Annotated in this window: 20 protein-coding genes; 9 read left to right on the forward strand and 11 right to left on the reverse strand. The window is 64.3% G+C overall.

What is annotated here, in order from left to right:
- Positions 1 to 53 precede the first annotated feature (53 nt).
- The gene (locus tag CXQ88_RS21685; RefSeq protein WP_181037366.1) at positions 54 to 221 is read left to right on the forward strand and encodes a hypothetical protein; all 168 of its coding nucleotides are present in this window, start codon (positions 54 to 56) and stop codon (positions 219 to 221) included.
- Between the two features lie 82 nt (positions 222 to 303).
- Positions 304 to 4269: an ATP-dependent RNA helicase HrpA gene (hrpA, locus tag CXQ88_RS00815; RefSeq protein ID WP_104042285.1), complete on the forward strand. Its 3966-nt coding sequence runs from the start codon at positions 304 to 306 to the stop codon at positions 4267 to 4269.
- Between the two features lie 10 nt (positions 4270 to 4279).
- Here the strand turns inward: hrpA and CXQ88_RS00820 are convergent, their stop codons facing one another.
- The 3 genes from CXQ88_RS00820 to CXQ88_RS00830 are packed head-to-tail and all read right to left on the reverse strand — an operon-like array spanning position 4280 to position 6831.
- Positions 4280 to 4705, reverse strand: coding sequence for an HIT family protein (locus CXQ88_RS00820; RefSeq protein ID WP_104042286.1), 426 nt, complete (start codon positions 4703 to 4705; stop codon positions 4280 to 4282).
- Positions 4702 to 5892, reverse strand: a complete 1191-nt coding sequence (locus CXQ88_RS00825; RefSeq protein ID WP_104042287.1) for an NAD(P)-dependent alcohol dehydrogenase — start codon at positions 5890 to 5892, stop codon at positions 4702 to 4704. The genes CXQ88_RS00820 and CXQ88_RS00825 overlap by 4 nt, the downstream gene beginning before the upstream one ends.
- A 9-nt stretch (positions 5893 to 5901) precedes the next feature.
- Positions 5902 to 6831 (reverse strand): sulfurtransferase, encoded by a 930-nt coding sequence (locus tag CXQ88_RS00830; protein WP_104042288.1) that lies wholly within the window; start codon positions 6829 to 6831, stop codon positions 5902 to 5904.
- Positions 6832 to 6904: 73 nt separating this feature from the next.
- On the opposite strand from CXQ88_RS00830, the gene CXQ88_RS00835 reads away from it, so the two are divergent.
- The gene (locus CXQ88_RS00835; protein ID WP_104042289.1) at positions 6905 to 7996 is read left to right on the forward strand and encodes a PLP-dependent cysteine synthase family protein; all 1092 of its coding nucleotides are present in this window, start codon (positions 6905 to 6907) and stop codon (positions 7994 to 7996) included.
- Here CXQ88_RS00835 and CXQ88_RS00840 read toward each other — a convergent pair.
- Positions 7993 to 8649, reverse strand: coding sequence for an MBL fold metallo-hydrolase (locus tag CXQ88_RS00840; RefSeq protein WP_104042290.1), 657 nt, complete (start codon positions 8647 to 8649; stop codon positions 7993 to 7995). The two genes, CXQ88_RS00835 and CXQ88_RS00840, sit on opposite strands and share 4 nt — an antisense overlap.
- 95 nt (positions 8650 to 8744) lie before the next feature.
- Between CXQ88_RS00840 and CXQ88_RS00845 the strand changes: the two genes are divergently transcribed.
- On the forward strand, positions 8745 to 9263 hold the full coding sequence (locus CXQ88_RS00845; protein WP_181037390.1) for a Fur family transcriptional regulator: 519 nt from the start codon (positions 8745 to 8747) through the stop codon (positions 9261 to 9263).
- A gap of 12 nt (positions 9264 to 9275) precedes the next feature.
- Here CXQ88_RS00845 and CXQ88_RS00850 read toward each other — a convergent pair whose 3' ends face one another.
- From CXQ88_RS00850 to CXQ88_RS00870, 5 genes are all read right to left on the reverse strand, one after another.
- The gene (locus tag CXQ88_RS00850; protein ID WP_104042291.1) at positions 9276 to 10151 is read right to left on the reverse strand and encodes a metal ABC transporter permease; all 876 of its coding nucleotides are present in this window, start codon (positions 10149 to 10151) and stop codon (positions 9276 to 9278) included.
- Positions 10151 to 10966 (reverse strand): metal ABC transporter ATP-binding protein, encoded by an 816-nt coding sequence (locus CXQ88_RS00855; protein WP_104042292.1) that lies wholly within the window; start codon positions 10964 to 10966, stop codon positions 10151 to 10153. The genes CXQ88_RS00850 and CXQ88_RS00855 overlap by 1 nt, the downstream gene beginning before the upstream one ends.
- Positions 10963 to 11949, reverse strand: a complete 987-nt coding sequence (locus CXQ88_RS00860; protein WP_104042293.1) for a metal ABC transporter solute-binding protein, Zn/Mn family — start codon at positions 11947 to 11949, stop codon at positions 10963 to 10965. Before CXQ88_RS00860 ends, CXQ88_RS00855 begins: the two co-directional genes overlap by 4 nt.
- A 154-nt stretch (positions 11950 to 12103) precedes the next feature.
- Positions 12104 to 13174 (reverse strand): hemolysin family protein, encoded by a 1071-nt coding sequence (locus CXQ88_RS00865; protein WP_104042294.1) that lies wholly within the window; start codon positions 13172 to 13174, stop codon positions 12104 to 12106.
- The gene (locus CXQ88_RS00870; RefSeq protein WP_104042295.1) at positions 13171 to 14508 is read right to left on the reverse strand and encodes a hemolysin family protein; all 1338 of its coding nucleotides are present in this window, start codon (positions 14506 to 14508) and stop codon (positions 13171 to 13173) included. Before CXQ88_RS00870 ends, CXQ88_RS00865 begins: the two co-directional genes overlap by 4 nt.
- 536 nt (positions 14509 to 15044) lie before the next feature.
- Here CXQ88_RS00870 and CXQ88_RS00875 point away from each other — a divergent pair.
- From CXQ88_RS00875 to CXQ88_RS22655, 5 genes are all read left to right on the forward strand, one after another.
- Entirely contained in the window at positions 15045 to 18860 is a 3816-nt protein-coding gene (locus CXQ88_RS00875; protein ID WP_104042296.1) for a multifunctional oxoglutarate decarboxylase/oxoglutarate dehydrogenase thiamine pyrophosphate-binding subunit/dihydrolipoyllysine-residue succinyltransferase subunit, read from the forward strand.
- A 140-nt stretch (positions 18861 to 19000) separates the two neighbouring features.
- A complete protein-coding gene (locus CXQ88_RS00880) occupies positions 19001 to 19600 on the forward strand; it encodes a GDSL-type esterase/lipase family protein (RefSeq protein ID WP_104042297.1) in 600 nt (199 codons plus the stop codon).
- 83 nt (positions 19601 to 19683) lie between these two features.
- Positions 19684 to 20511: a DUF4097 family beta strand repeat-containing protein gene (locus CXQ88_RS00885; protein WP_104042298.1), complete on the forward strand. Its 828-nt coding sequence runs from the start codon at positions 19684 to 19686 to the stop codon at positions 20509 to 20511.
- Complete coding sequence (locus CXQ88_RS00890; protein WP_104042299.1) at positions 20511 to 21128, forward strand: PadR family transcriptional regulator; 618 nt, start codon at positions 20511 to 20513, stop codon at positions 21126 to 21128. Before CXQ88_RS00885 ends, CXQ88_RS00890 begins: the two co-directional genes overlap by 1 nt.
- A gap of 124 nt (positions 21129 to 21252) precedes the next feature.
- A complete protein-coding gene (locus tag CXQ88_RS22655) occupies positions 21253 to 21327 on the forward strand; it encodes a 50S ribosomal protein bL37 (protein WP_369299106.1) in 75 nt (24 codons plus the stop codon).
- 114 nt (positions 21328 to 21441) lie between these two features.
- On the opposite strand, the gene rsrA is transcribed toward CXQ88_RS22655, so the two are convergent.
- On the reverse strand, positions 21442 to 21702 hold the full coding sequence (rsrA, locus tag CXQ88_RS00895) for a mycothiol system anti-sigma-R factor (RefSeq protein WP_104042300.1): 261 nt from the start codon (positions 21700 to 21702) through the stop codon (positions 21442 to 21444).
- On the reverse strand, positions 21699 to 22469 hold the full coding sequence (locus CXQ88_RS00900) for a sigma-70 family RNA polymerase sigma factor (RefSeq protein WP_181037367.1): 771 nt from the start codon (positions 22467 to 22469) through the stop codon (positions 21699 to 21701). Before CXQ88_RS00900 ends, rsrA begins: the two co-directional genes overlap by 4 nt.
- Positions 22470 to 22477 lie beyond the last annotated feature (8 nt).

Consider the following 22477-nt stretch of genomic DNA (forward strand, 5'->3'; position numbering starts at 1 on the left):
TTTGGGCATTTCTGCCACTTTTTTTGGGTCTTCTGAAGGAGAAGCATGGAGGCATGGAAATCCTCTCAACCGTCCTCATCGTCCTGCTGCTCCTCGTATTTGCCGCCACTGTGTCGGCCCTCCTGCAAGACGGCCGGGGGCACACGCCTCCCGTCGAATCGCATGAAGCATGGTCCGCGCTGGACCTTCCCAGCACCAACTACACGCTCCGCATCTTCTAACCCCTGGCCAGCAAAGCGCCGGGATCAGCTGCATCCAGTCGAAACGGGAAGCCCGGGCTCCCGCAGTAGACTGGCAGCAGCCATGACACTTCACATCTCCTATCCTGCCGAGCTGCCGGTCTCCGAGCGCCGCGAAGACCTGATGGCCGCCATTGCAGCGAACCAGGTCACCATCATCGCCGGCGAGACCGGCTCCGGTAAGACCACCCAGATTCCCAAAATGTGCCTCGAACTTGGCCTGGGCGACAACGGCCTGATCGGGCACACCCAGCCGCGCCGGCTTGCAGCCCGCACGGTCGCGGAGCGCATCGCCGAGGAACTGGGCGTGGACATCGGCCAGGAGGTCGGCTTCCAGGTCCGCTTCACCGGCGAGGTCAGCCGGAGCACCAAGGTCAAGCTGATGACCGACGGCATCCTGCTGGCGGAAATCCAGCGCGACAAGCTGCTGCGCAAGTACAACGCCATCATCATCGACGAAGCCCATGAGCGCAGCCTCAACATCGACTTCATCCTCGGCTACCTCAAGCGGGTCCTGCCGCAGCGACCGGACCTGAAGGTGATCATCACCTCCGCCACCATCGATCCCGAGCGCTTTGCCAACCATTTCGGCACGCCCGAAAGCCCCGCGCCCATCATCGAGGTATCGGGGCGGACGTATCCGGTGGAAATCCGGTACCGCCCGCTGTCGCAACCCCCCGCCGGAACGGATGAGGAGAACGCTTCCGACGACGAACTCGAGGAAGACCGCGATCCCCTCGACGCCGTCTGTGACGCCGTGGACGAACTCGCTGCCGAAGCCCCCGGCGACATCCTCGTATTCTTTTCCGGCGAGCGCGAGATCCGGGATGCTGCTGAGGTGCTCCAGGCCCGCATCCAGTCCAACCGAAGGCTGGCCGGAACCGAAATACTCCCCCTGTTTGCCCGCCTGAGCCTGCAGGAACAGCACAAGGTGTTCCACCCCGGCAACAAGCGCCGAATCGTCCTCGCCACCAACGTTGCCGAGACGTCGCTGACCGTGCCGGGCATTAAATACGTGATCGACACCGGCACTGCCCGCATTTCCCGGTACTCGCACCGCACCAAAGTCCAGCGGCTGCCCATCGAACGCGTCTCGCAGGCATCGGCCAACCAGCGTTCCGGGCGGTGCGGGCGCGTTTCGGACGGCATCGCCATCCGTCTCTACTCGGAGGAGGATTTCGAGTCCCGGCCCCGCTTCACTGATCCCGAAATCCTGCGCACCAACCTCGCCGCTGTCATCCTGCAAATGACAGCCATGGGAGTGGCCCGGGGGCCGAAGGACGTCGAGAACTTCCCCTTCGTGGAGCCCCCCGAAACGCGGGCAATCAACGACGGCGTCACGCTGCTGCGCGAACTCGGCGCCCTGGCTGCCGCCCGGCCCCAACACGGCTCCGACGGAACGAAGGGCGGCGGCGGACTCACCGCCGTCGGGCAGAAACTCGCCCAGCTGCCCGTGGATCCCCGGCTGGGCCGGATGATCGTGGAAGCGGGAAAACGCGGCTGCGTCCGCGAAGTTATGATCCTCGCGGCGGCCCTCACCATCCAGGACCCGCGCGAGCGCCCTACGGACAAGCAGCAGCTTGCGGCGGAAAAGCACAACCGGTTTAAGGACGAAAACTCGGACTTCACCGGTTTCCTGAACCTATGGAACTACATCCAGGAGAAGCAGCAGGAGTTGTCGTCCTCTGCCTTCCGGCGCCTGTGCCGGGCCGAATTCATCAACTACCTCCGCGTGCGCGAGTGGCAGGATCTGTTTGCCCAGCTGCGCCAACTGGCCCGCCCCCTGGGCATCAGCCTGGACAACAAACGCCTTGCCGATCCCGTTGGCAACCACGACGGCATCCACATCAGCCTCCTTTCCGGGCTCCTGAGCCACATCGGCATCTTGGACGAGCGCAAGCGCGAGTACGCCGGCGCCCGGGGCAGCCGCTTCGCAATCTTCCCCGGCTCTGCGCTGTTCAAGAAGTCCCCGACGTTCGTGATGGCGGCGGAACTGGTGGAAACCAGCCGCCTCTGGGCCAGGGTTGCCGCCAGGTTCGACCCCGCCTGGGCGGAACAGGTGGCCCCGGACCTGGTCAAACGCAGCTACAGCGAACCGCACTGGTCCACCCGCCAGGGCGCAGTGATGGCCTACGAAAAGGTCACCCTCTACGGCGTACCCATCATCGCCCAGCGCAGGATCAACTACGGCAGGGTGGATCCCGTCGTCGCCAGGGAACTCTTCATCAGGCATGCCCTGGTGGAGGGTGACTGGAAGACCCACCACAAGTTCTTTCACCGCAACCGTGCCCTCCTGCGGGAGGTCGAGGAACTCGAAGCAAGGATGCGGCGCCGGGACCTCCTGGTGGACGACGAAACGCTGTTTGAGTTCTACGACGCGCGGATCGGGCCGGACGTTGTGTCCGAACGGCATTTTGACAGGTGGTGGAAGGACGCCCGGCAGGAGAACCCCGACCTCCTGGACTACGACAAGTCGCTCCTCCTCAGCGACGACGCCGACAACCTTGATGTTTCCGCGTACCCCAAAACCTGGCTGCACAAGGGCTTTGAGCTGCCGCTGACCTATGAGTTCCACCCCGTGGCTCCCGGCTCGCCGCCCAACCCCAGCGACGGCGTCACCGCCGAAGTGCCGGTCCTGTTCCTCAACCAGCTGGACGACAAGGCATTCCGCTGGCTGATCCCCGGCCAGCGCGTGGAACTGGTAACTGCCCTGATCAAGTCCCTGCCCAAGCAGGTACGCAAGAACTTCGTCCCTGCCCCGGACGTGGCCCGGCAGGCAGTAGCTGTCCTGGAGTCCGATTTCGACCCGGCCTCCGATGAGCTTGAACCGTCCCTCGAACTTGCGCTCCGCCGCGTCCGCGGGCACGTCATTCCGCCCGGTTCGTGGAGCTGGGACGCTGTGCCCCCGCACCTGCGCGTGACGTTCAAGGTAGTGGACAGCAAGGGCAAGGTCCTGGATGAGGGCAAGGACCTCGCAGCCCTTCAGGAGAAGCTTGCGCCTGCCACCCGGCGGGCCATTGCCGAGTCATTGGGTGCCACACCCGCCTCTACCGCCCCCAGCAGCAAGGCTGGGCGGGCTGCAGGAATTGCCAACGACGGCGGGGCTCCACCCGTGCAGGCACCCGCCCAGGTGCCGCGCGGCTCCGGCCCGGCCGGGTTCCGGGAGCAGGACGGCCTCACGGAATGGAGCTTCGGCGCCCTCCAGCGCGAGGTCAGCAACATGGTCAAGGGCCACACCGTTACGGGCTATCCGGCCCTGCAGGACCAGGGCAAGTCTGTAGCCCTCCGGGTCTTCCAAACATCGGACGAACAACAGGACGCCATGCGCGGCGGCGTGATCAGGCTGCTGGCCCTGCGCGTTCCTGCTCCTGACCGCTACGTGCTGGAGCACCTGAGCAACACGGAGAAGCTGACATTCAGCCAGAATCCGCACGGCTCGGTCGCGGCCCTCATTGCTGACTGCGCCCTGGCGGCGATCGACAAGCTGACTCCTGCCGGGCTTCCCTGGGACAGGGAGTCTTTCGACGCTCTCTACGAGACGGTTCGGGCTGAACTGATCGACACGGTGTTCAGCGTAACGGCCGTGGTGGAGCGCATCCTCGCCAGTACCCGGCGTATCGAAAAGCAGTTGAAAGGCACCACCAGCCTAGCGCTCATCAGCGCGCTTAATGACATCAAAAGCCAGCTTGAGCAACTGGTGTACCCGGGCTTTGTGGCCCGCACCGGCTACGCCCAGCTTAGCCAGCTCCCGAGATACCTCGCCGCCATCGAAAAGCGGCTGGAACGCCTCCCGGGCAACGTCCAGCGCGACGCCCTCAGCATGGCGGTGGTCCAGCGACTCGAGGATGACTACGACGACGCCGTGTCAGCCCTGCTTCCCGGGCGGCGGGCAGGCAGCGAACTCGCCCAGGTGCGGTGGATGCTCGAAGAGCTCCGGGTGAGCCTCTTCGCCGTCGAACTTGGAACGGCCTATTCCGTGTCCGAAAAGCGGATCCGCGCCGTGCTCAACAAAGCGCTGGCCCCGGCCTAGGACAACCGATCTAGGCCGGAACGAACTCCCCGTACCCGGCCGTCCGAAGTCCCTCGCGCAGTTTTTCTGCGTTGGCGTCCAGGACTTCCGGATCAGGGTTCTGGGCCGCGGTCGCGAAGTTGAACTCGGCCATGCTCCTGGAGGGCCAGACGTGCACATGGAGGTGGTTAATTTCGTAACCGGCCACGATCAGCCCGGCGCGCGCAGCACCAAAGACGTCCACTTGGACGGCTCCGATCCGCCGGGCCACCTCCATGACTCTCGCCAGGGTCTCCGGAGAGGCGTCGGTCCATCGGTCCACTTCCTCGGTGGGAACCACCAGGGTGTGGCCGTCGGCCAGCGGACCGGTGGTGAGGAACGCGGATACGTCGTTCTCCCGCCAAACGAACCGGCCGGGAATTTCGCCGTTCAGGATCCGGGTGAAGATCGTGCTCATGCGTCTACCTCCTTGTCGGGTGCCTGCAAAGTACTGGTGTCCAGCACAAACCGGTATTTCACATCACCGGCGACCATCCGGTCGTAGGCATCCTTCAGCTGATCAGCGCCGACCACTTCGATGTCCGCCACCACGCCGTGCTCCGCGCAGAAGTCCAGCATTTCCTGGGTTTCGGCAATGCCTCCGATCAACGAGCCAGCGTACGCGATCCGCCGCCTGATCAGTGCCCGGGGGTTCACGGGCGGCATCGCCTCGGACGGGAGTCCGAGCTGGAAAAGCGCACCGTCAACGCGCAGGGTTCGGAACAGCGGGTTCAGGTCGTGCGGAGCTGCCACGGTGTCGATGATCAGGTCGACGCTGCGGTTGGCCGCATCCATCGCCGTCTTATCCGTGGAAAGGACCACTTCGTCGGCCCCCAGTTCCAGGGCGGCCGGCACTTTGGACTCGGACGTGGTGAACACCACCACCTTCGCTCCCATCGCCTTGGCGAGCTTGACGGCCATGTGGCCCAGTCCGCCCAGCCCCACCACCCCCACAACGTCGCCCTCTTCGACGTCGAAGTGGCGCAGGGGCGAGAACGTCGTAACGCCTGCGCACAGCAGCGGAGCGACGGCAGCCGGGTCCAGGGAGTCCGGTACGCGAAGGACGTAGCGGCGGTCCACCACCACAGAGGAGGAATAGCCGCCCTGTGTGATCGAGTCACCGTTGCGCCGGTCTACGCCACCGTACGTGCCGGTCATGCCGTTTTCGCAGTACTGTTCCAGGCCGTCCAGGCAGCTTTCGCACTCGCGGCAGGAGTCCACGATGCAGCCAACGCCCACCCGGTCCCCCGGCGCGAAGTCGGTAACGGCTGATCCCACGGCACTGACAGTGCCAACGATCTCGTGGCCGGGCACCAGCGGCCACGTTGTACCACCCCACTCACCCCGCACCGCGTGGACATCTGAATGGCACAGCCCGCAAAACTCGATGGCAATCTCGACGTCGTCGGCCTGGGGAGCGCGCCGGACAAGGGTCAGCGGGACCAGCCCGCTGTCCGGGGACGTGGCGCCATACGCGGCAGCCAACCCGCCGTGGGAAGCAGCGGATCCGGAGGAAATCAGCTCCGGGGCGACAGGTTCATGGGTAGCAGGCTCAGGGTTAACAGGTTTTGCAAGGGGCGGCGGCACGGGACGTCCAGGAGTCATAGTGCGACGCTACCCCTGAGCGCCGTCAAGTTTCCACTCAGGCGGGCCGCCGACGTCGGCGCGGGACCTTGGCCCCGTCACCACCGGCAGATGGGGATTGCTGGACCACTCGGAAAAGGACCCTGGATAGAGGGCGGCGCGGAAACCGGCGAGCTCAAGGGCGGCCATCTGGTGGGCTGCCGTGACGCCGGACCCGCAGTACACGCCCACCCGGACGTCGTCTGCAATGCCCAGCGACTCAAAGCGTCGGCGCAACTCGGCGGGAGGCAGGAAGCAGCCGGCGCTGTCCACGTTTTCGGACGTCGGCGCGCTGACTGCGCCTGGAATGTGGCCCGCCCGGGGATCAACAGGCTCAATCTCGCCGCGGTACCGCTCGCCAGCCCGCGCGTCCAGAAGGATCCTGGCGAGGCGCCTGTCCGGACGGGCACTCTCCGCAACGGGTCCGTCCTCCATCCAGGCGGTCACGTCGGCTGCCTCCAGGACCGGCATCTGCCCGTCTGCGAGCGTGACGTCGCCGGGAACGGGCTGGACCTCGCCCTGTTCGAGCGGAAGGCCTGCTGCACGCCAAGCCGCCAGGCCGCCGTCGAGCAGGTAAACCTCGGGAAGGCCGGCGTTCCGCAGCATCCACCACATGCGCGCGGCCGCCATGTTGGCGCTGTCATCGTACGCCACCACAACGTCGCCGTTGTTGATGCCCCAGCGCCTGGCCGCCTCCAGGAACCTTCGGGGTGATGGCAGCGGATGCCTTCCCCGCTCCGGGGCAGCAGGGTCCGCAAGTTCGGTGGCCAGGTCAACGAATACGGCGTCCGGCAGGTGCCCCTTCAGGTAGTGGTCGTGGCCGTGCGGGTCGCCCAGCGCCCATCGCACGTCCAACAACACTGTGCGCAGGCCGCCGGCACGGCGCCTCTCCAGTTCGGAAACATCCATCAGCGGATTCATTGTGCTCCTTCGCATGGGCAGCCCACGGTCCCACTCTAACGGCAGCTCCGGCGGGCGCAGGTAGGCTGGTGCGGTGAAGATCGAGCGCACTGCAGGCCGGGACTGGGCGGACCACGCCCTCCGGAAAATCACGGCAGAAAACAACCGCTCGGCCGATACCCACCTCTACTCGGTACCCCTTCCCGAGCACTGGGGCGTCCAGCTCTATCTCAAGGACGAGTCGACCCACCGCACAGGCAGCCTCAAGCACCGGCTGGCGCGGTCCCTGTTCCTCTTCGGCCTGGTCAACGGCTGGATCCGGGAGGACACCACCATCGTTGAGGCCTCCAGCGGCAGCACCGCGGTGTCCGAAGCCTATTTCGCACAGCTCCTGGGACTGCCGTTCATTGCCGTTATGGCGCGCACCACCAGCCCCGAAAAGATTGCGCTGATCGAGCAGTTCGGCGGCTCGTGCCTCCTGGTGGACCACGCCTCGGAGGTCTATGCAACGGCGGAAGAGGTCGCCGCCACCAGCGGCGGCCACTACATGGACCAGTTCACCTACGCCGAGCGGGCCACGGACTGGCGCGGTAACAACAACATTGCGGAGTCCATTTTCGGCCAGCTCGCACTGGAGGAACACGCCGTGCCGGACTGGATTGTGGTGGGAGCAGGGACGGGCGGCACCAGCGCGACCATCGGCAGGTACCTCCGTTACAACAGCCACCCCACCCGGCTCCTGGTGGTGGATCCGGAGAACTCAGCCTTTTATCCCGGCTGGCGCGGCAACTCCTCCGGCCCCGCTACCGGATTGCCCTCCCGGATCGAGGGCATTGGCCGGCCCAGGATGGAGCCCAGCTTTGTGCCGTCCGTGATTGACCACATGATCCAGGTACCTGACGCTGCATCGATCGCCGCCATGCGTCACCTGCGCACGCTCGCCGGGCTCCATGCCGGCCCCTCCACCGGAACCAACCTTTGGGGCGTCTGGCAGCTCATCGCGGGGATGATCGCCGAAGGCCGCCAGGGCAGCATTGTCTCGCTGATGTGCGACGGCGGCGAGCGCTACGCGGGCAACTATTACTCCACCGGTTGGCTGGCTTCCCATGGACTGGAACCCGAGCCATATGAAGCGGTCATCACGCGGTTCTTTGATACCGGCAGCTGGGACGGCGACGAGGTTTAGACTTCCACCGACTCCCCCGCAGCCAGGTGCTGATACCCGGTGCCGTACTTGGCCCCGAGGCGCTTGACATGGCCTTCCACAATTTTCAGGCCATTCTCGTTGAGCAGGCCGTCGTGGATCTGGAATGCCCGTGGTGCCCGGACGCCGATCACGAAGTCAACCACTTCAGCTGCCTTGCTCCATGGCGCATGGATCGGCACCAGCAGCGTCTGCACGCTGATGCCGTCCGGAATGACGAATGCATCACCGGGGTGGTAAACGTTCCCGTCCAGAAGGTAGCCGACGTTGGCCACCACGGGGATTTGTGGGTGGATCAAGGCGTGCTGCCCGCCAAAGCTGCGAACCTCGAAGCCTGCCGTTTCGAAGGATGACCCGGGGTCTACGGTGTGGATCCGGTCCGCTGCTTCAGAGGCTTCCTTGCGCAGGTTGTCCGCGACGCCCGCCGGGGCAAAAACCGCCAGGTTCCGGTTGTCCTTCAAAGCAGCCACCACTGCGGGAACGTCGATGTGGTCGCCGTGTTCATGGGTGACCAGGACTGATTCGGCACCGGCCAGTGCCTCCGCCGATTCCGAAAAGGTCCCCGGGTCCAGCACCAGAACCCGGCTGTCTTTCTCGAGTCGGACGCAGGCGTGGGTGTATTTGGTCAGCTTCATACCGCCAGCCTAGGGTCCGGCCCGAACCCCTGTCCACGAAGCTTCGGCTGGTAATCTTGATCTTTGCCACCATCCTGAGGGAAGCGAGTCCATCCATGCCGTTCGGCGCCAAGGCTGATTCCACCAAGCCCGCTTCGGCCGACGCCCTGGGGGGCGCCGCGCGGACCGGTTCGGGGCCTGCCGGTACCTCCGCTCCCGTTGCCGGCAAGGAACAGCGCGTTACCAAGCAGAGGCTGGCAGTCAGCGCCGCACTGGATGAGCTGCACGATTTTGTGAGCACGCAGGAGCTCTACCGCATCCTGCAGAACCAAGGCGTATCGGTGTCCCTGGCCACCGCCTACCGGATCCTCCAGTCCCTTGCCGACGAGGGGCTGGTGGACGTGCTGCGCAACGGCGACGGCGAAGCGGTTTACCGCCGCTGTGCCGTCACCGGCCATCATCACCACCTCCTGTGCCGGAACTGCGGCAAAGCCGTCGAGGTGGAAGCGCCGGCTGTGGAAACGTGGGCAGCCCGCACCGCCAGCGAACACGGCTTCACAGAAGTGGCGCATACCGTTGAGATCTTCGGGCTGTGCCCTGACTGCACGGCGCGCAAGGCAGCAAGCGAGCTCTAAGCAGGCCCGGTCCTAGTGGGCCTGCAGGACCCGCCCGTTGATGCCGCGGGACGACCGGACGGACCCGATGACGCGGCACACCACATAGATCAGGAACGACAACGTGGTGACGTACGGGCTGATGGGGATGCGGCCGCCAAGGGCCAGCAGGATTCCGCCGACGGTCGCCGTCACGGCGAAGACAACACTCAGCACCACCACTGCCGCCGGGGAGGAAGTCACCCGGAGGGCTGCAGCAGCTGGTGTGATCAGCAGTGCGAGCACCAGGAGGGCTCCCACCACCTGGATGGAAAGAGCCACACTGATTCCCAGCAGGACCATAAAGACGATGGCGAGCGTCCGGACGGGAACACCGCGCGCCTCGGCCAATTCCGGATCCACACTGGCAAAATTCAGTGGCCGCCAGATGGCCGCCAGGGCCACCATCACCACCACTGCGGTTCCGGCCAGCGCCTGAAGCTGCACTGTATCCACTGAGACGATCTGCCCGGTCAGCAGGCCGAACTTGTTCGCAGCGCGTCCCTCGTACAAGGACAGGAACAGGATTCCGAGGCCCAGGCCGAAGGGCATAATCACGCCGATGATCGAGTTCTTGTCCCGGGCCCGCACCCCCATCAGGCCAAGAAGCAGTGCAGCCGCCACAGAGCCGATGAGCGAACCAAAAACGATGTCAGCCCCGATGAGCAGGGCAAAGGCGGCACCGGCGAAGGACAGTTCCGATATTCCGTGGACCGCGAACGCCAGGTCCCGCTTCATCACAAACGTCCCCACGAGCCCGCCGAGCAGCCCCAGGACTGCTCCAGCCCAGATCGAGTTCTGGACCAGGACCAGCAACTCGCCGTAGTTCTCGAAGCTGAAGATCGCCCCGATGATGCTGTCGGCGTCCATCACGCCACCTCTCCGGCAAGGGCGTGGGCCTCCGTGTGGTGATGCGTCGTGGCGTCCGGCAGGCCCACCACCACGATGCGGCCGTTGGCGTGGATAACCTCGACGTGACTGCCATAGAGATCCGAGAGGACCTCCGTGGTCATCACTTCCTGCGGCGTGCCAACCTTGAAGCGGCCGCCCGCCAGGTAAAGCACCCGGTCCACGTAATCGATCACGGGGTTGATCTCGTGGGTAACAAACACCACCGCGCTGTTCTGCTCATGGCATTGCTTGTTGATCAGCGCGCTGACTGCCTGCTGGTGGTGCAGGTCAAGGGAGAGCAGCGGTTCATCGCACAGCAGGACCTTGGGGTCGGTGGCAAGGGCCTGCGCCACACGGAGCCGCTGCTGTTCGCCGCCGGAGAGCTGGCCCACCGGAACCTTGGCATAATCGGTTGCCCCCACCAGTTCAAGGAGCTCGTCAATCCTGCGGTTCGCTTTGCCCGACGACATGCGGAGTCCCCAGCGGTGGCCGTCCACCCCCAAGCCCACCAGGTCGCGGGCGCGCATAGGCGTATCCCGCGCGAAGGATTTTTGCTGCGGGATGTAGCCGATCAGGCTGCTGCCGCGCTCAACCGGGTGCCCGCCGAGCGTTGCCTTTCCGCTGTGCAGGTCCTGCAGACCCAGCAGGACCTTCAGGAAGCTGGTTTTGCCGCTGCCGTTGGGCCCGAGCACGGCAAAGAACTCACCGGGCCTGATTTCCAGGTCCAGATCCTCCCAGAGCGTCCGCTTACCGAATGCGAGGGACGCCCCGGTGAGGCTGACCACGGGTTTCAACTATTTGTCTCCAGAACTTTGCTGACGTTGTTCACATTGTCCGTCATCCACTGCACATAGGTCTTGCCCTCGGGCAGCGTTTCACTGAAATCAACCACCGGGACGCCCGCCGTTTCGGCAGCCTTCTTCAGCGCCTCGGTCTGCGGACCCTCGGTCTGCCCGTTGTAGGCGAGGAACCTCACCGACTTGGAGGCCACCAGGTCCGTTGCGGCCTTGAGGACAGCCGGCGGAACGTCGGAGCCTTCCTCAACCGCAGCGGTGTAGTCCTTCGGCGTAGCGTTCTCCAGGCCCGCATCTTCAAGCAGGTACACCGGTACCGGCTCCGTCACAGCAACGGGCGCGCCGGCCGCTCCGGCCTTCAGCCCTCCGAGTTTCCCGGTCAGTTCTTCCAGCTCGGCCTTAAAGCCAGCAGCGTTCGAATCGAAGGCAGCTGCCGAGGCCGGCTCCAGCTCACCGAGCTTGGCTGCCAGGTCATCCGCCAGCCGTCCCATGGCAGCCAGGCTGTACCAGACGTGCTCGTTGAGCTCCCCGTGGTCGTGTGCGTGGTCATCTTCTGCCGCTGGCTCCGCAGGTGTTGCCACGCCCGGGGCTTCCTCCTCCGGGTGGGCCATGCCGGAGAGCTCGACGGCGTTCAGCACCTTGCCGGCGTGGATGCTGCTGTCTTCCGCCAGGGTATGGAGAAAATCGTCGTACCCGCCGCCATTCTCGATGACCAGATCTGCCTTGGACACGGCCAGCCGGTCCTGCGCAGTGGCTTCGTAGGAGTGCGGATCCTGGCTGGTCTTGGTGATGACGGCAGTAACACTGACTTTGTCCCCGCCGATTGTCTCTGCGATGTCACCGTAGACGTTGGTGGAGGCCACCACGTTGATCCCTTCGGCCGCCTCGGTTGAAGCTTCCGGCTGGGGGCTGCACCCGGTGAGCAGCAGGCCAAGCCCGGCAAGTGCTGCCAGGGATGATCGGGCAGCGGAAAGACGGCGCACGGGAACCTCGGTTCAAACGGGATCGGAAAAGTACCACTTCAGCTTATACCTAAATGGGAATGATTCCTATTTAGGTGGAATGCAAGTGCGAGCCCTGGGCCAGCAAGGGGCGGATCCCTGGAGCCCGGCACCCGCGCACGGGGCTCCCGGAACCTCAGCCGCCGTTTGGCTGGCCCAGCCTGCGGACGCCGGTGGCCTGCGTGGCGTCACGGATTTCACCCACAAGCTGCTCGATCACGTCTTCCAGGAAGAGGACGCCCTTTGTATTGCCATCGGGGCCGATGACCCGCGCCAGGTGCGAACCGGTGCGCTGCATTACCGACATTGCTTTTTCGATTTCGTCATCCAGGGCCAGGTTGGCGAGGGACCTGATCCGGCTCTCAGCAATGGCGTGCCCGTAGGCTGCCTCGGGGATGGACAGGACGTCCTTCACGTGGAGGTAGCCGTAGAGCATGTCATCGTCGTCGAGCATCGGGAAGCGTGAGAACCCGGTGCGGCTTACGGCCTTCTCAAACTCCACCGGCGTAGTAGCCGCCTTCAGCATGACCAGCTTTTCCAGCGGCACCATAATGTCCGCCGCATTGTACTCGGAGAATTCGAGCGCGCCGGTGATCAGCCCCGCATCGTCATCCACCAGGCCGTGGCGGGTGGACTCCTGCACGATGGACTGCACCTCCTCAAGGGTGAAGGAGGAGTTCACCTCGTCCTTGGGCTCGATACGGAGCATCTTGAGGATGTGGTTCGCCGACCAGTTAAGGACGGAGATGACGGGGTGGACCAGCCGGGCAACGAACATCAGCGGCGGGGCGAGCAGGAGGGCTGCCTTGTCAGCGACGCTTACCGAGATGTTCTTCGGCACCATCTCGCCGAAGGTCACGTGAAGGAATGTCACCACCATCAGGGCGATTGCGAAGGCAGCCACATCGGCAACTTCAGTCGGCAGGCCCAAAGTCTCCAGCGGCACGGCCAGCAGGTGGTGGATGGCAGGCTCTGCCACCAGCAGGATCAGGAGGGAGCAGACCGTGATGCCTAGCTGCGCGCACGCCAGCATCAGCGAAACGTTCTCCATGGCACGGAGCGTGGTTTGCGCCCGCTTGTTTCCGGCTTCAGCCAGCGGCTCGATCTGGCTGCGCCGGGCAGACATCACCGCGAACTCGGCGCCAACAAAAAACGCGTTGCCGAGCAGGAGGACAACCAGCCATAGTATTCCGGCCCAGTCGCTCATCGTTCAGCCCCGTCGTGGTTGTTGCCGGAGTCGGGTTCGGGCTCGGCCGGCCGGAAACAGATCCGGTCGATCCGCCTGCCATCCATCCTGGTGACACTCAGCGTTCCGCCGCCAACGGGGACGGTGTCGCCCACCATGGCGATCCGGCCAAGCTCGCTCATAACATAGCCGCCTACTGTTTCGTAGGCTGCCTCATCGGGAACGGTCAGGCCTGAAATTTGTTCGGACAGTTCGTCCGGGCGGAGCAACCCAGGGAAATACCAGTCGCCGGATGCGCTCTGCAGTAAGCCGGGACGGACCTTGTCATGCTCGTCGGACACCTCGCCCACGATTTCCTCGACCAGGTCCTCGAGGGTGGCGATGCCCGCGGTCCCGCCATATTCATCCAGGACAACCGCCAGCTGCAGGTTGCCCTCACGGAGTTCCGCGAGCAGGGCATCAAGGTGGATGGTCTCCGGGACCCGCAGCACTTCGGTCATGATGGCACCTGCTTCCAGGTTTTGCCGGCGCTCCCAGGGAACAGCCACCGCCTTCTTGACGTGGACCAACCCCCGGATGTCGTCCGCGGATTCGCCAATGATCGGGAAGCGTGAGTACCCGGTCCGGCGTGCGGCAGCGAGGATGTCAGAGACAGGCTGGTCCGCTTCGATCGTCTCCACCCGGATGCGCGGGGTCATCACATCCGCCGCGGTCCGGGTAGAAAAGTTCAGCGTCCGCGCCACGAAGTTGGCCGTACCGGCATCAAGCGTTCCCATTTCCGCCGACCGCCGCACCAACGACGACAGTTCGGCAGGGGTCCTGGCACCGGATATCTCTTCCTTCGCCTCGAGCCCGAAAACGTTCAGCACTTTGTTGGAAAAGCCGTTGAGCACAACGATGGCGGGTTTGAACACAGCGGTGAACATCAGCTGCGGCCGGGCCAGCGCACGACCAACCGGGAAGGACAGGGCGATGGCCATGTTCTTGGGCACCAGTTCGCCCAGGAGCATCGACAGCAGGGTGGCGATTGCCATCGCCAGGACCAGTGAGATGGAGGCCACCGCCACGTCAGGAAGTCCGACGGCGGCCAGCGGGGCTTCCAGAAGCCGGCCCACCGATGGCTCCATCACATAACCGGTCAGCAGGGTGGTCAGCGTGATGCCCAGCTGGCAGCTGGAGAGCTGCGTTGAAAGGGACTTCAGGCACTTCAGCAAGGGGACGGCGCCGGCGTCGCCGTCGTCGATGGCCCTTTGGACGGTGGCCTGGTCAAGGGCAATGAGGGAAAATTCGACGGCGACAAAAAAGCCCGTGCCGGCGATCAGCAGCAAACCTGCTGCGAGGAGAAGCCATTCCATTCAGCATCCCGCCCGGACAGCCGTGGCTGCGTGGGAGGGCGTTGGAGATGGTAAGCGGCGCCAGGAATGTCGGTCCGGCGGAGGATGGTCGGCCGATGCCGACGCAGTTTCCTTGGCAGCTCCTGCCGGCTGTGCCGGCGAATGGTGATGGGCGCGTGTTCGGGGTTTGCCGGCTCTGCGGGTGGACTGCGCGGCGCTCTGTACGCTCCGCTGGCAGCACCCAGGCCGGCACCTAGATTTACTGTCCATAAGAGCTTCAGTCTACAGGGAGCCGGGCTCCCCACCGTGACTCCCGCAATAGCCCTCAGGGCGGCCCCCGTGCTCCGAAAACCCTAGTCTTCCTGCGTTCCATGCCGCCATATTCCGGCCTTTCCGCGTCACTTCATGATTTGGGTCACCCTTACTGGCAGTTACCACACGATGCTTACTAGACTGGCATTGGTCTGGGTTCAGAGGACGCAGAGACCGGTTGAATCGTAGTGCTGAAGCATCGTGGGCCGGAGAGAAATCAAACTCATGGAAGAGGCGTATTTCAAGTGCCAGAGCAGCCTAGCCACCGTCTACCAGAGGAATTTGGCGGAAACGAGTGGCTCGTTGACGAACTGTACGAGCAGTACCAAAAGGACAAGAACGCCGTGGACGCCAAATGGTGGCCGCTGTTTGAATCCTTCGGCGCAGCCGGCAGTTCTTCTTCCAACGGAAACTCGGGGCATGCCGCTGCCCACCCTGCAACGAGGGAGATGCCGATTGTGAATGCGGCCCCCGCGGCACCGGCAGCGTCGCCGGCTGCAGCGCCTCCCGCGCCATCGGCACCGCCCGCCTCTGCGGCACCCGCTGCCCCCGCACAGGCCCCCGCCAAGAAGGCTCCTGCCACTGTGGCGCGCGACGGTTCCAAGAAGACTGGGCCGGGCACCGGCTCGCAGCCCATCCCGGCGCAGCTGCCCAGGAACGTCAAAGCCCCCACGGCTCCGGAAGAGGACGTTGTTTCGATCCTCCGCGGTCCGGCGAAGGCTATTGCCACCAACATGGTCACCAGCCTCGAGGTGCCCACCGCCACCAGCGTCCGGGCCATTCCCGCCAAGCTGCTGATCGACAACCGCGTTGTCATCAACTCCAACCTCGCCCGCGCCCGTGGCGGCAAGGTCTCCTTTACGCACCTCATCGGCTACGCGGTCATCCGCGCGCTTTCCCAGTTCCCTTCCATGAACGTCTACTACGACGAAGTGGACGGCAAGCCTGTTGCCGTCCAGCCGGCACACGTCAACTTCGGCATCGCCATTGACATGCCGAAGCCTGATGGAACCCGCCTGCTGATGGTGCCGAACATCAAGAAGGCCGAGACCCTCAACTTCTCCGAGTTCTGGCACACGTACGAGGACCTCATCAAGCGCGCCCGCAGCGGCAAGCTGACCGCTGATGACCACCAGGGCACCACCGTGTCGCTGACCAACCCGGGCGGCATCGGTACCGTGCACTCCGTGCCGCGCCTTTCCAAGGGCCAGGCGGCCATCATTGGCGTCGGTGCGCTCGACTACCCCGCCGAGTTCCAGGGCGCCAGCGAGAAAATCATCGCCCAGAATGCCATCAGCAAGGTCCTTACCCTGACCTCCACCTACGATCATCGTGTGATCCAGGGCGCCGGCTCCGGCGAGTTCCTGAAGCTGGTCCACCAGCTGCTGCTGGGTGCGCAAAACTTTTACGACGAAATCTTTGAGTCCCTGCGCATCCCGTACGAACCCGTACGGTGGAGCGCGGACAAGCAGGTGGACCCGGCCGACGAAATCAACAAGGTCGCCCGGATCCAGCAGCTGATCCACTCCTACCGCGTCCGCGGACACCTGATGGCGGACACCGATCCCCTCGAATACGTCCAGCGCAAGCACCCGGACCTTGACGTACTCACCTACGGCCTGACGCTGTGGGACCTGGACCGCGAGTGGCCCACCGGTGGTTTCGGCGGCAAGCCGATGCTCAAGTTCCGCGACATCCTCGGCGTCCTCCGCGATGCCTACTGCCGCACCACCGGCATCGAGTACATGCACATCCAGGAACCGGAAGAGCGCAAGTGGTTCCAGGACCAGCTGGAGCACGCATACTCGAAGCCGAGCCGTGAAGAGCAGCTCCGCATCGTCTCCAAGCTGAACGCGGCCGAGGCGTTTGAGACCTTCCTGCAGACGAAGTTCGTTGGCCAGAAGCGCTTCTCCCTTGAAGGTGGAGAATCCCTGATTCCGCTGCTGGACGCCATCATGTCCGACGCCGCCGATGACGGCCTGGATGAGGTTGCCATTGGCATGGCGCACCGCGGCCGCCTGAACGTACTCACCAACATCGCCGGCAAGACCTACGCCCAGGTGTTCCGCGAATTCGAGGGAACGCAGGATCCGCGTTCGGTCCAGGGATCCGGGGACGTAAAGTACCACCTGGGCACGGAGGGAACCTTCACCTCCGACAACGGCAAGGAGACCAAGGTCTACCTGGCCGCCAACCCGTCCCACCTTGAAGCGGTTGACCCGGTAGTCGAGGGCATCGTGCGCGCCAAGCAGGACCGCCTGGACCAGGGCCAGTCGTTCCCGGTCCTGCCCATCGTCGTCCACGGCGACGCCGCTTTCGCCGGCCAGGGCGTGGTTGCAGAAACACTCAACCTGTCCCAGCTCCGCGGCTACCGCACCGGCGGAACCATCCACATCGTGGTCAACAACCAGGTGGGCTTCACCACCGCCCCGTCATCGTCCCGGTCCTCCACGTACTCCACCGACGTTGCCAAGATGATCCAGGCACCGGTGTTCCACGTGAACGGCGACGATCCCGAGGCTGTAGTCCGCATCGGCCAGCTAGCCTACGAGTTCCGCCAGCGGTTCCACAAGGACGTTGTGATCGACATGGTTTGCTACCGCCGCCGCGGGCACAACGAGGGCGATGACCCCTCGATGACCCAGCCGCTGATGTACAACCTGATCGAAGCCAAGCGTTCAGTCCGCAAGCTCTACACCGAGTCGCTCATCGGCCGCGGTGACATCACCGAGGAAGAAGCCGAGCAGCTGCTCCGCGACTACCAGGAGCGGCTGGAGCGGGTCTTCGCTGAAACCCATGCAGCGCAGACGTCTCCGATTCCGATCATCACCGCGGACTCGGCAGCTGTGTCCGACATTGAGCGGCCCATCGCCCAGCAGTCCGACTCCAGCACGAACTCCCCCGCGCCCACCGCCATCTCCGCGGACACGCTGGCCCGGATTGGCAAGGCGCACCTGGAGATTCCGGAGGGCTTCACCGTCCACGCGAAGCTCAAGCAGCTGCTGGAGAAGCGCGAACAGATGTCCCGCGAAGGCGGCATCGACTGGGGCTTCGGCGAGATCGCGGCCTTCGGCTCGCTCATCATGGAAGGCGTCCCTGTACGCCTGGCCGGCCAGGACTCACGGCGCGGCACGTTCGTGCAGCGCCACGCTGTTTTCCACGACCGCGCCACCGGCAAGGAATGGCTGCCGCTGGGCAACCTCTCCGATGACCAGGCCAAACTGTGGATTTACGATTCGCTGCTGTCCGAATACGCAGCCATGGGCTTCGAATACGGCTATTCCGTGGAACGCCCCGATGCGCTCGTCCTCTGGGAAGCCCAGTTCGGCGACTTCGTCAACGGTGCCCAGACAATCATTGATGAGTTCATCTCCTCCGCCGAGCAGAAGTGGGGCCAGCGGTCCTCGCTGGTACTGATGCTTCCGCACGGCTACGAGGGCCAGGGCCCTGACCACTCCTCGGCAAGGATCGAGCGCTTCCTGCAGATGTGCGCCGAGGAAAACATGATTGTGGCCAACCCCACTACGGCGGCCTCGCACTTCCACCTGCTGCGCCGCCAGGCCTACAGCCGCCCGCGGAAGCCGTTGATCATCTTCACGCCCAAGCAGCTGCTGCGCCTCAAGGGTGCCGCGTCTTCCGTGGAGGACTTCACCAACGGAACGTTCCGGCCTGTCATCAGTGACCATGAGCAGCTGGCCGCAGACGCCGTCGAACGCGTCCTGCTGGTCTCCGGCCGTCTCTACTACGATCTCCTGTCCACCCGGCAGAAGACCGATGACAAGACGACGGCGATCGTCCGGGTGGAGCAGCTTTACCCGCTGCCCTCCGCCGAGATCGAGGCGGAGCTGGCCAAGTACCCGAACGCCGAGGTTGTCTGGGCGCAGGACGAGCCTGCCAACCAGGGACCGTGGCCGTTTATCGGCCTGAACCTGCCGGACGCCCTTGACCGGCGCGTCCGCCTGGTGTCGCGACCGGCCTCGGCCTCCACGGCTGCCGGCTCCATGAAGCGCCACGCCGCGGAACAGGATGCCCTGCTGAAGCAGGCATTTGCGCGGAAGTAATCAGTAAGGCTGCCCGGCCGGACGTCGAAATACCGACTCCGGCCGGGCAGTTCTGTTTAATGGGATGAACAGCGCCGGCCCGATCCGTCCAAATGCTCCGGGTGGCGACGGGCAGTCAGCAACGAAGTTAAGAGGAACGTGTGGAAGACAGGAAGCTGCGTATCGCAGCTGTAGGCGATGAACTGCTGGCCGGACTCGGTGATCCCCGGGCACTCGGCTGGCTGGGCCGCGTTTTGGCCCGCACTCCCCAGGACGGCGTGCTCTTGGAGAGCTACGCCCTCCCCTGTCCACAGGAAGGAACGGAAGGCCTGGCTGCCCGGTGGATGGACGAGGCCAGCCGCCGGTTCAGCAACCAGGCCGAGAACCGCCTGGTCATAGGCCTGTCCGGCCGCGACATTGAGTTCGGGCTTTCCACCGCCCGCAGCCGGCTCAACCTGGCCAACATCCTGGACTCGGCCTCGCAGAACCGCCTTGGGGTGTTCGTGGTGGGCCCGCCGCCCACCCTGGACCCTGCACAGAACCGTCGGCTTGATGAGCTGAACACCGCCTTTGCTGACGTTACCACCCGCCGCAAGCACCTTTATGTGGATACTTTCTCCCCCCTGCTGAACCACGAACAGTGGCGGCAGGACTTGGCAGCAAATGGCGGCACGCCAGGGCAGGCCGGATACGGGCTGATGGCCTGGCTGGTACTGCACCGCGGCTGGTTCCAATGGCTGGGGATGGCCGTTCCGGAGTAGGCGCAGTTCGCGATATATCTTGACCTCGGCGTGCCCCGGCGGTACGTTTGATGCATCACGCGATATATCGTCTTGGAGGACCAATGGCTGATCAGAACTGGGATGTCACGAGCGCGCAGACTATCGACGTCGATTCGGTGACGTCCCTGAAGCTGGGCATGGTGCGTGGCCGCTTCGACGTGGTGGCGCATCACGAGCCGGGCACCCGGATAGAGATTTCCGAGGTCAAGGGCGACCCCGTGGCCGTTTCGCTGGAAGGCGGCCGCCTTGAGGTCCGTCACCAGCTGCACGGGCCGCAGGGCTGGTTCAAGAACCTTATGGGAACCGTCAACCACAAGAGCGAAAACTACGCTGTCATCAGCATTGCGGTTCCAGCCACGGTTGAAGTCGAGGCAGGCACCGTCAGCGGTGACGGCCTTGTTTCAGGGATGGCCGGCCGGACGCGCCTGAACACTGTTTCCGGTTCCGTGATGTCCGACGGCACGGACGGCGAACTGCACGTCAACACCGTCAGCGGAGAGGTAAGCGCCCGCGACCACAGCGGCGTCCTCACAGCCAAGACTGTTTCCGGCGAGGTCACAGCATCCGGAAACTTCAGCCACATCCGCGCCAACACGGTGAGCGGCGGCATGAGTTTCGACCTTCTGGGCTACACCCAGGATTTCGGAGCCAACTCGGTGTCCGGAGACCTCACCATCCGGATACCGCACGATGTCGGCGTGGACATCGTTGCCAAATCTGCCAGCGGAACCGTGGTCATTGACCACCAGCGGTACCATGTGCCCGGCGGCAGGGTGGAAACCATTGCCGGTCCGGACGCCAAACTAATGCTGGTCAGGACCAATTCAGTGTCCGGCACCACGTCCATCATCCACAGCGGAGCGTCCGGGAACGTGGAAGAACAGCCCTGATGCCCGCCGTCTTCGCCCACGGCGCCCTGCGGCTCTACCTGCTGTCCCTGCTGGAGTCGGGCCCAAAGCATGGCTACGAACTCATCAAGGCGCTCAAGGAACGCTTTGGCGGCACTTATTCCCCCAGCGCCGGCACCATTTACCCCCGGCTCGGAAAACTCGAGGAGGAGGGGCTGGTGGCCACGGAATCGGCCGGGCGCCGCACCAACTACCGCATCACGCCTGCCGGGCTGGCCGAGCTGAACCTGCGCCGCGAAGAACTTGCCGCAGTGGAGAACGAGATCTCCGCCTCTGTTCGGCGGCTGGCGGACAACCTCCGTGAGGACATCCGCAGCAACATGCGCGGGCTACGGGCTGACCTTGCGGCAACGGCCGAGGCGGCACGGGCCGCCGCCGGTTCCGTGGATTTCACCGCTGCCGGCGGCAGGGCGGCGCCCGAGGGCAAGCGTTCGCTGAAAGAAGCCGAGACGATGCTCCAGGCGTTCCGTGACGACCTTCGAGCCGAGTTGCGGCTGCAGGCGGGCAAGCAGCCGTTGAGTCCAGTGGCCCTGGAAACCCTTCGAACGGTGCTGGAACAGGCCCGCATCGCGGTCCGCAACTCCCTCCTCGAAAAATAGCTTCCCCGCTCGAAGGCGCGAATTGAACCGCAGGTCACGCGGCGGTTCCCGGTTCGCGGGCCGCCACATCATGTGGGAGACTTGAGGGCAGCTCTTTTGAGTACCAACAGTAAGGAGGCCAGCTATGAGCAAGCGTGCACGCAAGCGTCGTGACCGTAAGCGTGGCGGCGCGAACCACGGGAAGCGCCCCAACACCTAGGCAAATGCCAGGTACTACGGTTCAAAGCAAAGGACCCCGGAAGCCACTCGGCTTCCGGGGTCTTTTGTCTTAGTCAGGGAATCGCGGCCCTGGCCTGGCTGCTGGATGGCTGACCTAGGCATCCACCGGCCGGATCGAGTGGATCCGGTCCAGGATGGCGTTCTTCAGGTTATCGGGAGCAGCCTCGGTGCAGGAGCGCTTTACCATGTTGCGGATTACGCACTCAAGGTCGTACTGCTCGGTGCATTCCGGGCAGTCATCAAGGTGGTTCTTGATTTCCGTGATGTCCTCACGGGTTAAGGCGCCGTCCAGATACTCATAGATGCGTTGCATCCGGGTGTCGTCGCAGTCGCCCAATCCCTGGCAGTCGCTCATTTCCTGTTCTCCTGTTGTGTGCTTTCCGCCGCGTCCTGTGGAGGTGCGGCCGTTTTGAATCCCCGCTCGGCGGCGTACTCCCCGAGCATGTCCCGCAACATTCTCCGGCCGCGGTGGAGCCGGGACATCACTGTGCCGATAGGCGTGTTCATGATGTCTGAAATTTCCTTGTACGCGAAGCCTTCGACGTCCGCGAAGTACACCGCAAGGCGGAATTCTTCGGGAATGGCCTGGAGCGCGCGCTTGACGTCCGAATCGGGCAGGTGATCCAGCGCCTCTGCCTCGGCGGAACGAAGCCCGCTGGAGGTGTGTGATTCGGCCCGCGCCAGTTGCCAGTCCTCGATGGTGTCCGAGTTGGACTGAAGCGGCTCGCGCTGCCGTTTGCGGTACAGATTGATATAGGTGTTCGTCAGAATGCGGTACAGCCAGGCCTTGAGGTTGGTTCCCGGCTTGTACTGGTGAAACGCGGAAAAGGCCTTGGTATAGGCCTCCTGGACGAGGTCCTCGGCGTCGGCAGGGTTCCGGGCCATGCGCATGGCGGCAGAATAAAGCTGATCGACATACTGCATTGCGTCACGCTCGAACCGGGCGCGGCGATCCTCCGGGGATTCCGTGGAAACATTGACCACCTCTTCGGTGGTTTCCGCGTCAGGCTGCCGTGATTCTGCCGTTTGACCTGCAGGCTCGGGCCGTGCATCAGCGCTGCTTTTGGCTTCGCTTTGGGAAGCCTCATACATGGCCGAAACGGCCGGATCCAAGGTGCTCATTGCCTTCA

The sequence above is a fragment of the Arthrobacter sp. ZGTC412 genome (assembly GCF_002929215.1).
Classification (GTDB): Bacteria; Actinomycetota; Actinomycetes; order Actinomycetales; family Micrococcaceae; genus Arthrobacter.

What these genes read in the sequence shown, in the direction of transcription:
- CXQ88_RS00820 (WP_104042286.1), bottom strand. Translation starts at nt 4,705, where the DNA reads ATGAGCACGATCTTCACCCGGATCCTGAACGGCGAAATTCCCGGCCGG.
- CXQ88_RS21685 (WP_181037366.1), top strand. Translation starts at nt 54, where the DNA reads ATGGAAATCCTCTCAACCGTCCTCATCGTCCTGCTGCTCCTCGTATTT.
- CXQ88_RS00850 (WP_104042291.1), bottom strand. Translation starts at nt 10,151, where the DNA reads ATGGACGCCGACAGCATCATCGGGGCGATCTTCAGCTTCGAGAACTAC.
- CXQ88_RS00865 (WP_104042294.1), bottom strand. Translation starts at nt 13,174, where the DNA reads ATGAGCGACTGGGCCGGAATACTATGGCTGGTTGTCCTCCTGCTCGGC.
- CXQ88_RS00890 (WP_104042299.1), top strand. Translation starts at nt 20,511, where the DNA reads ATGCCCGCCGTCTTCGCCCACGGCGCCCTGCGGCTCTACCTGCTGTCC.
- CXQ88_RS00900 (WP_181037367.1), bottom strand. Translation starts at nt 22,469, where the DNA reads ATGAGCACCTTGGATCCGGCCGTTTCGGCCATGTATGAGGCTTCCCAA.
- CXQ88_RS00840 (WP_104042290.1), bottom strand. Translation starts at nt 8,649, where the DNA reads ATGAAGCTGACCAAATACACCCACGCCTGCGTCCGACTCGAGAAAGAC.
- CXQ88_RS00870 (WP_104042295.1), bottom strand. Translation starts at nt 14,508, where the DNA reads ATGGAATGGCTTCTCCTCGCAGCAGGTTTGCTGCTGATCGCCGGCACG.
- hrpA (WP_104042285.1), top strand. Translation starts at nt 304, where the DNA reads ATGACACTTCACATCTCCTATCCTGCCGAGCTGCCGGTCTCCGAGCGC.
- CXQ88_RS00825 (WP_104042287.1), bottom strand. Translation starts at nt 5,892, where the DNA reads ATGACTCCTGGACGTCCCGTGCCGCCGCCCCTTGCAAAACCTGTTAAC.
- CXQ88_RS00845 (WP_181037390.1), top strand. Translation starts at nt 8,745, where the DNA reads ATGCCGTTCGGCGCCAAGGCTGATTCCACCAAGCCCGCTTCGGCCGAC.
- CXQ88_RS00885 (WP_104042298.1), top strand. Translation starts at nt 19,684, where the DNA reads ATGGCTGATCAGAACTGGGATGTCACGAGCGCGCAGACTATCGACGTC.
- rsrA (WP_104042300.1), bottom strand. Translation starts at nt 21,702, where the DNA reads ATGAGCGACTGCCAGGGATTGGGCGACTGCGACGACACCCGGATGCAA.
- CXQ88_RS00830 (WP_104042288.1), bottom strand. Translation starts at nt 6,831, where the DNA reads ATGAATCCGCTGATGGATGTTTCCGAACTGGAGAGGCGCCGTGCCGGC.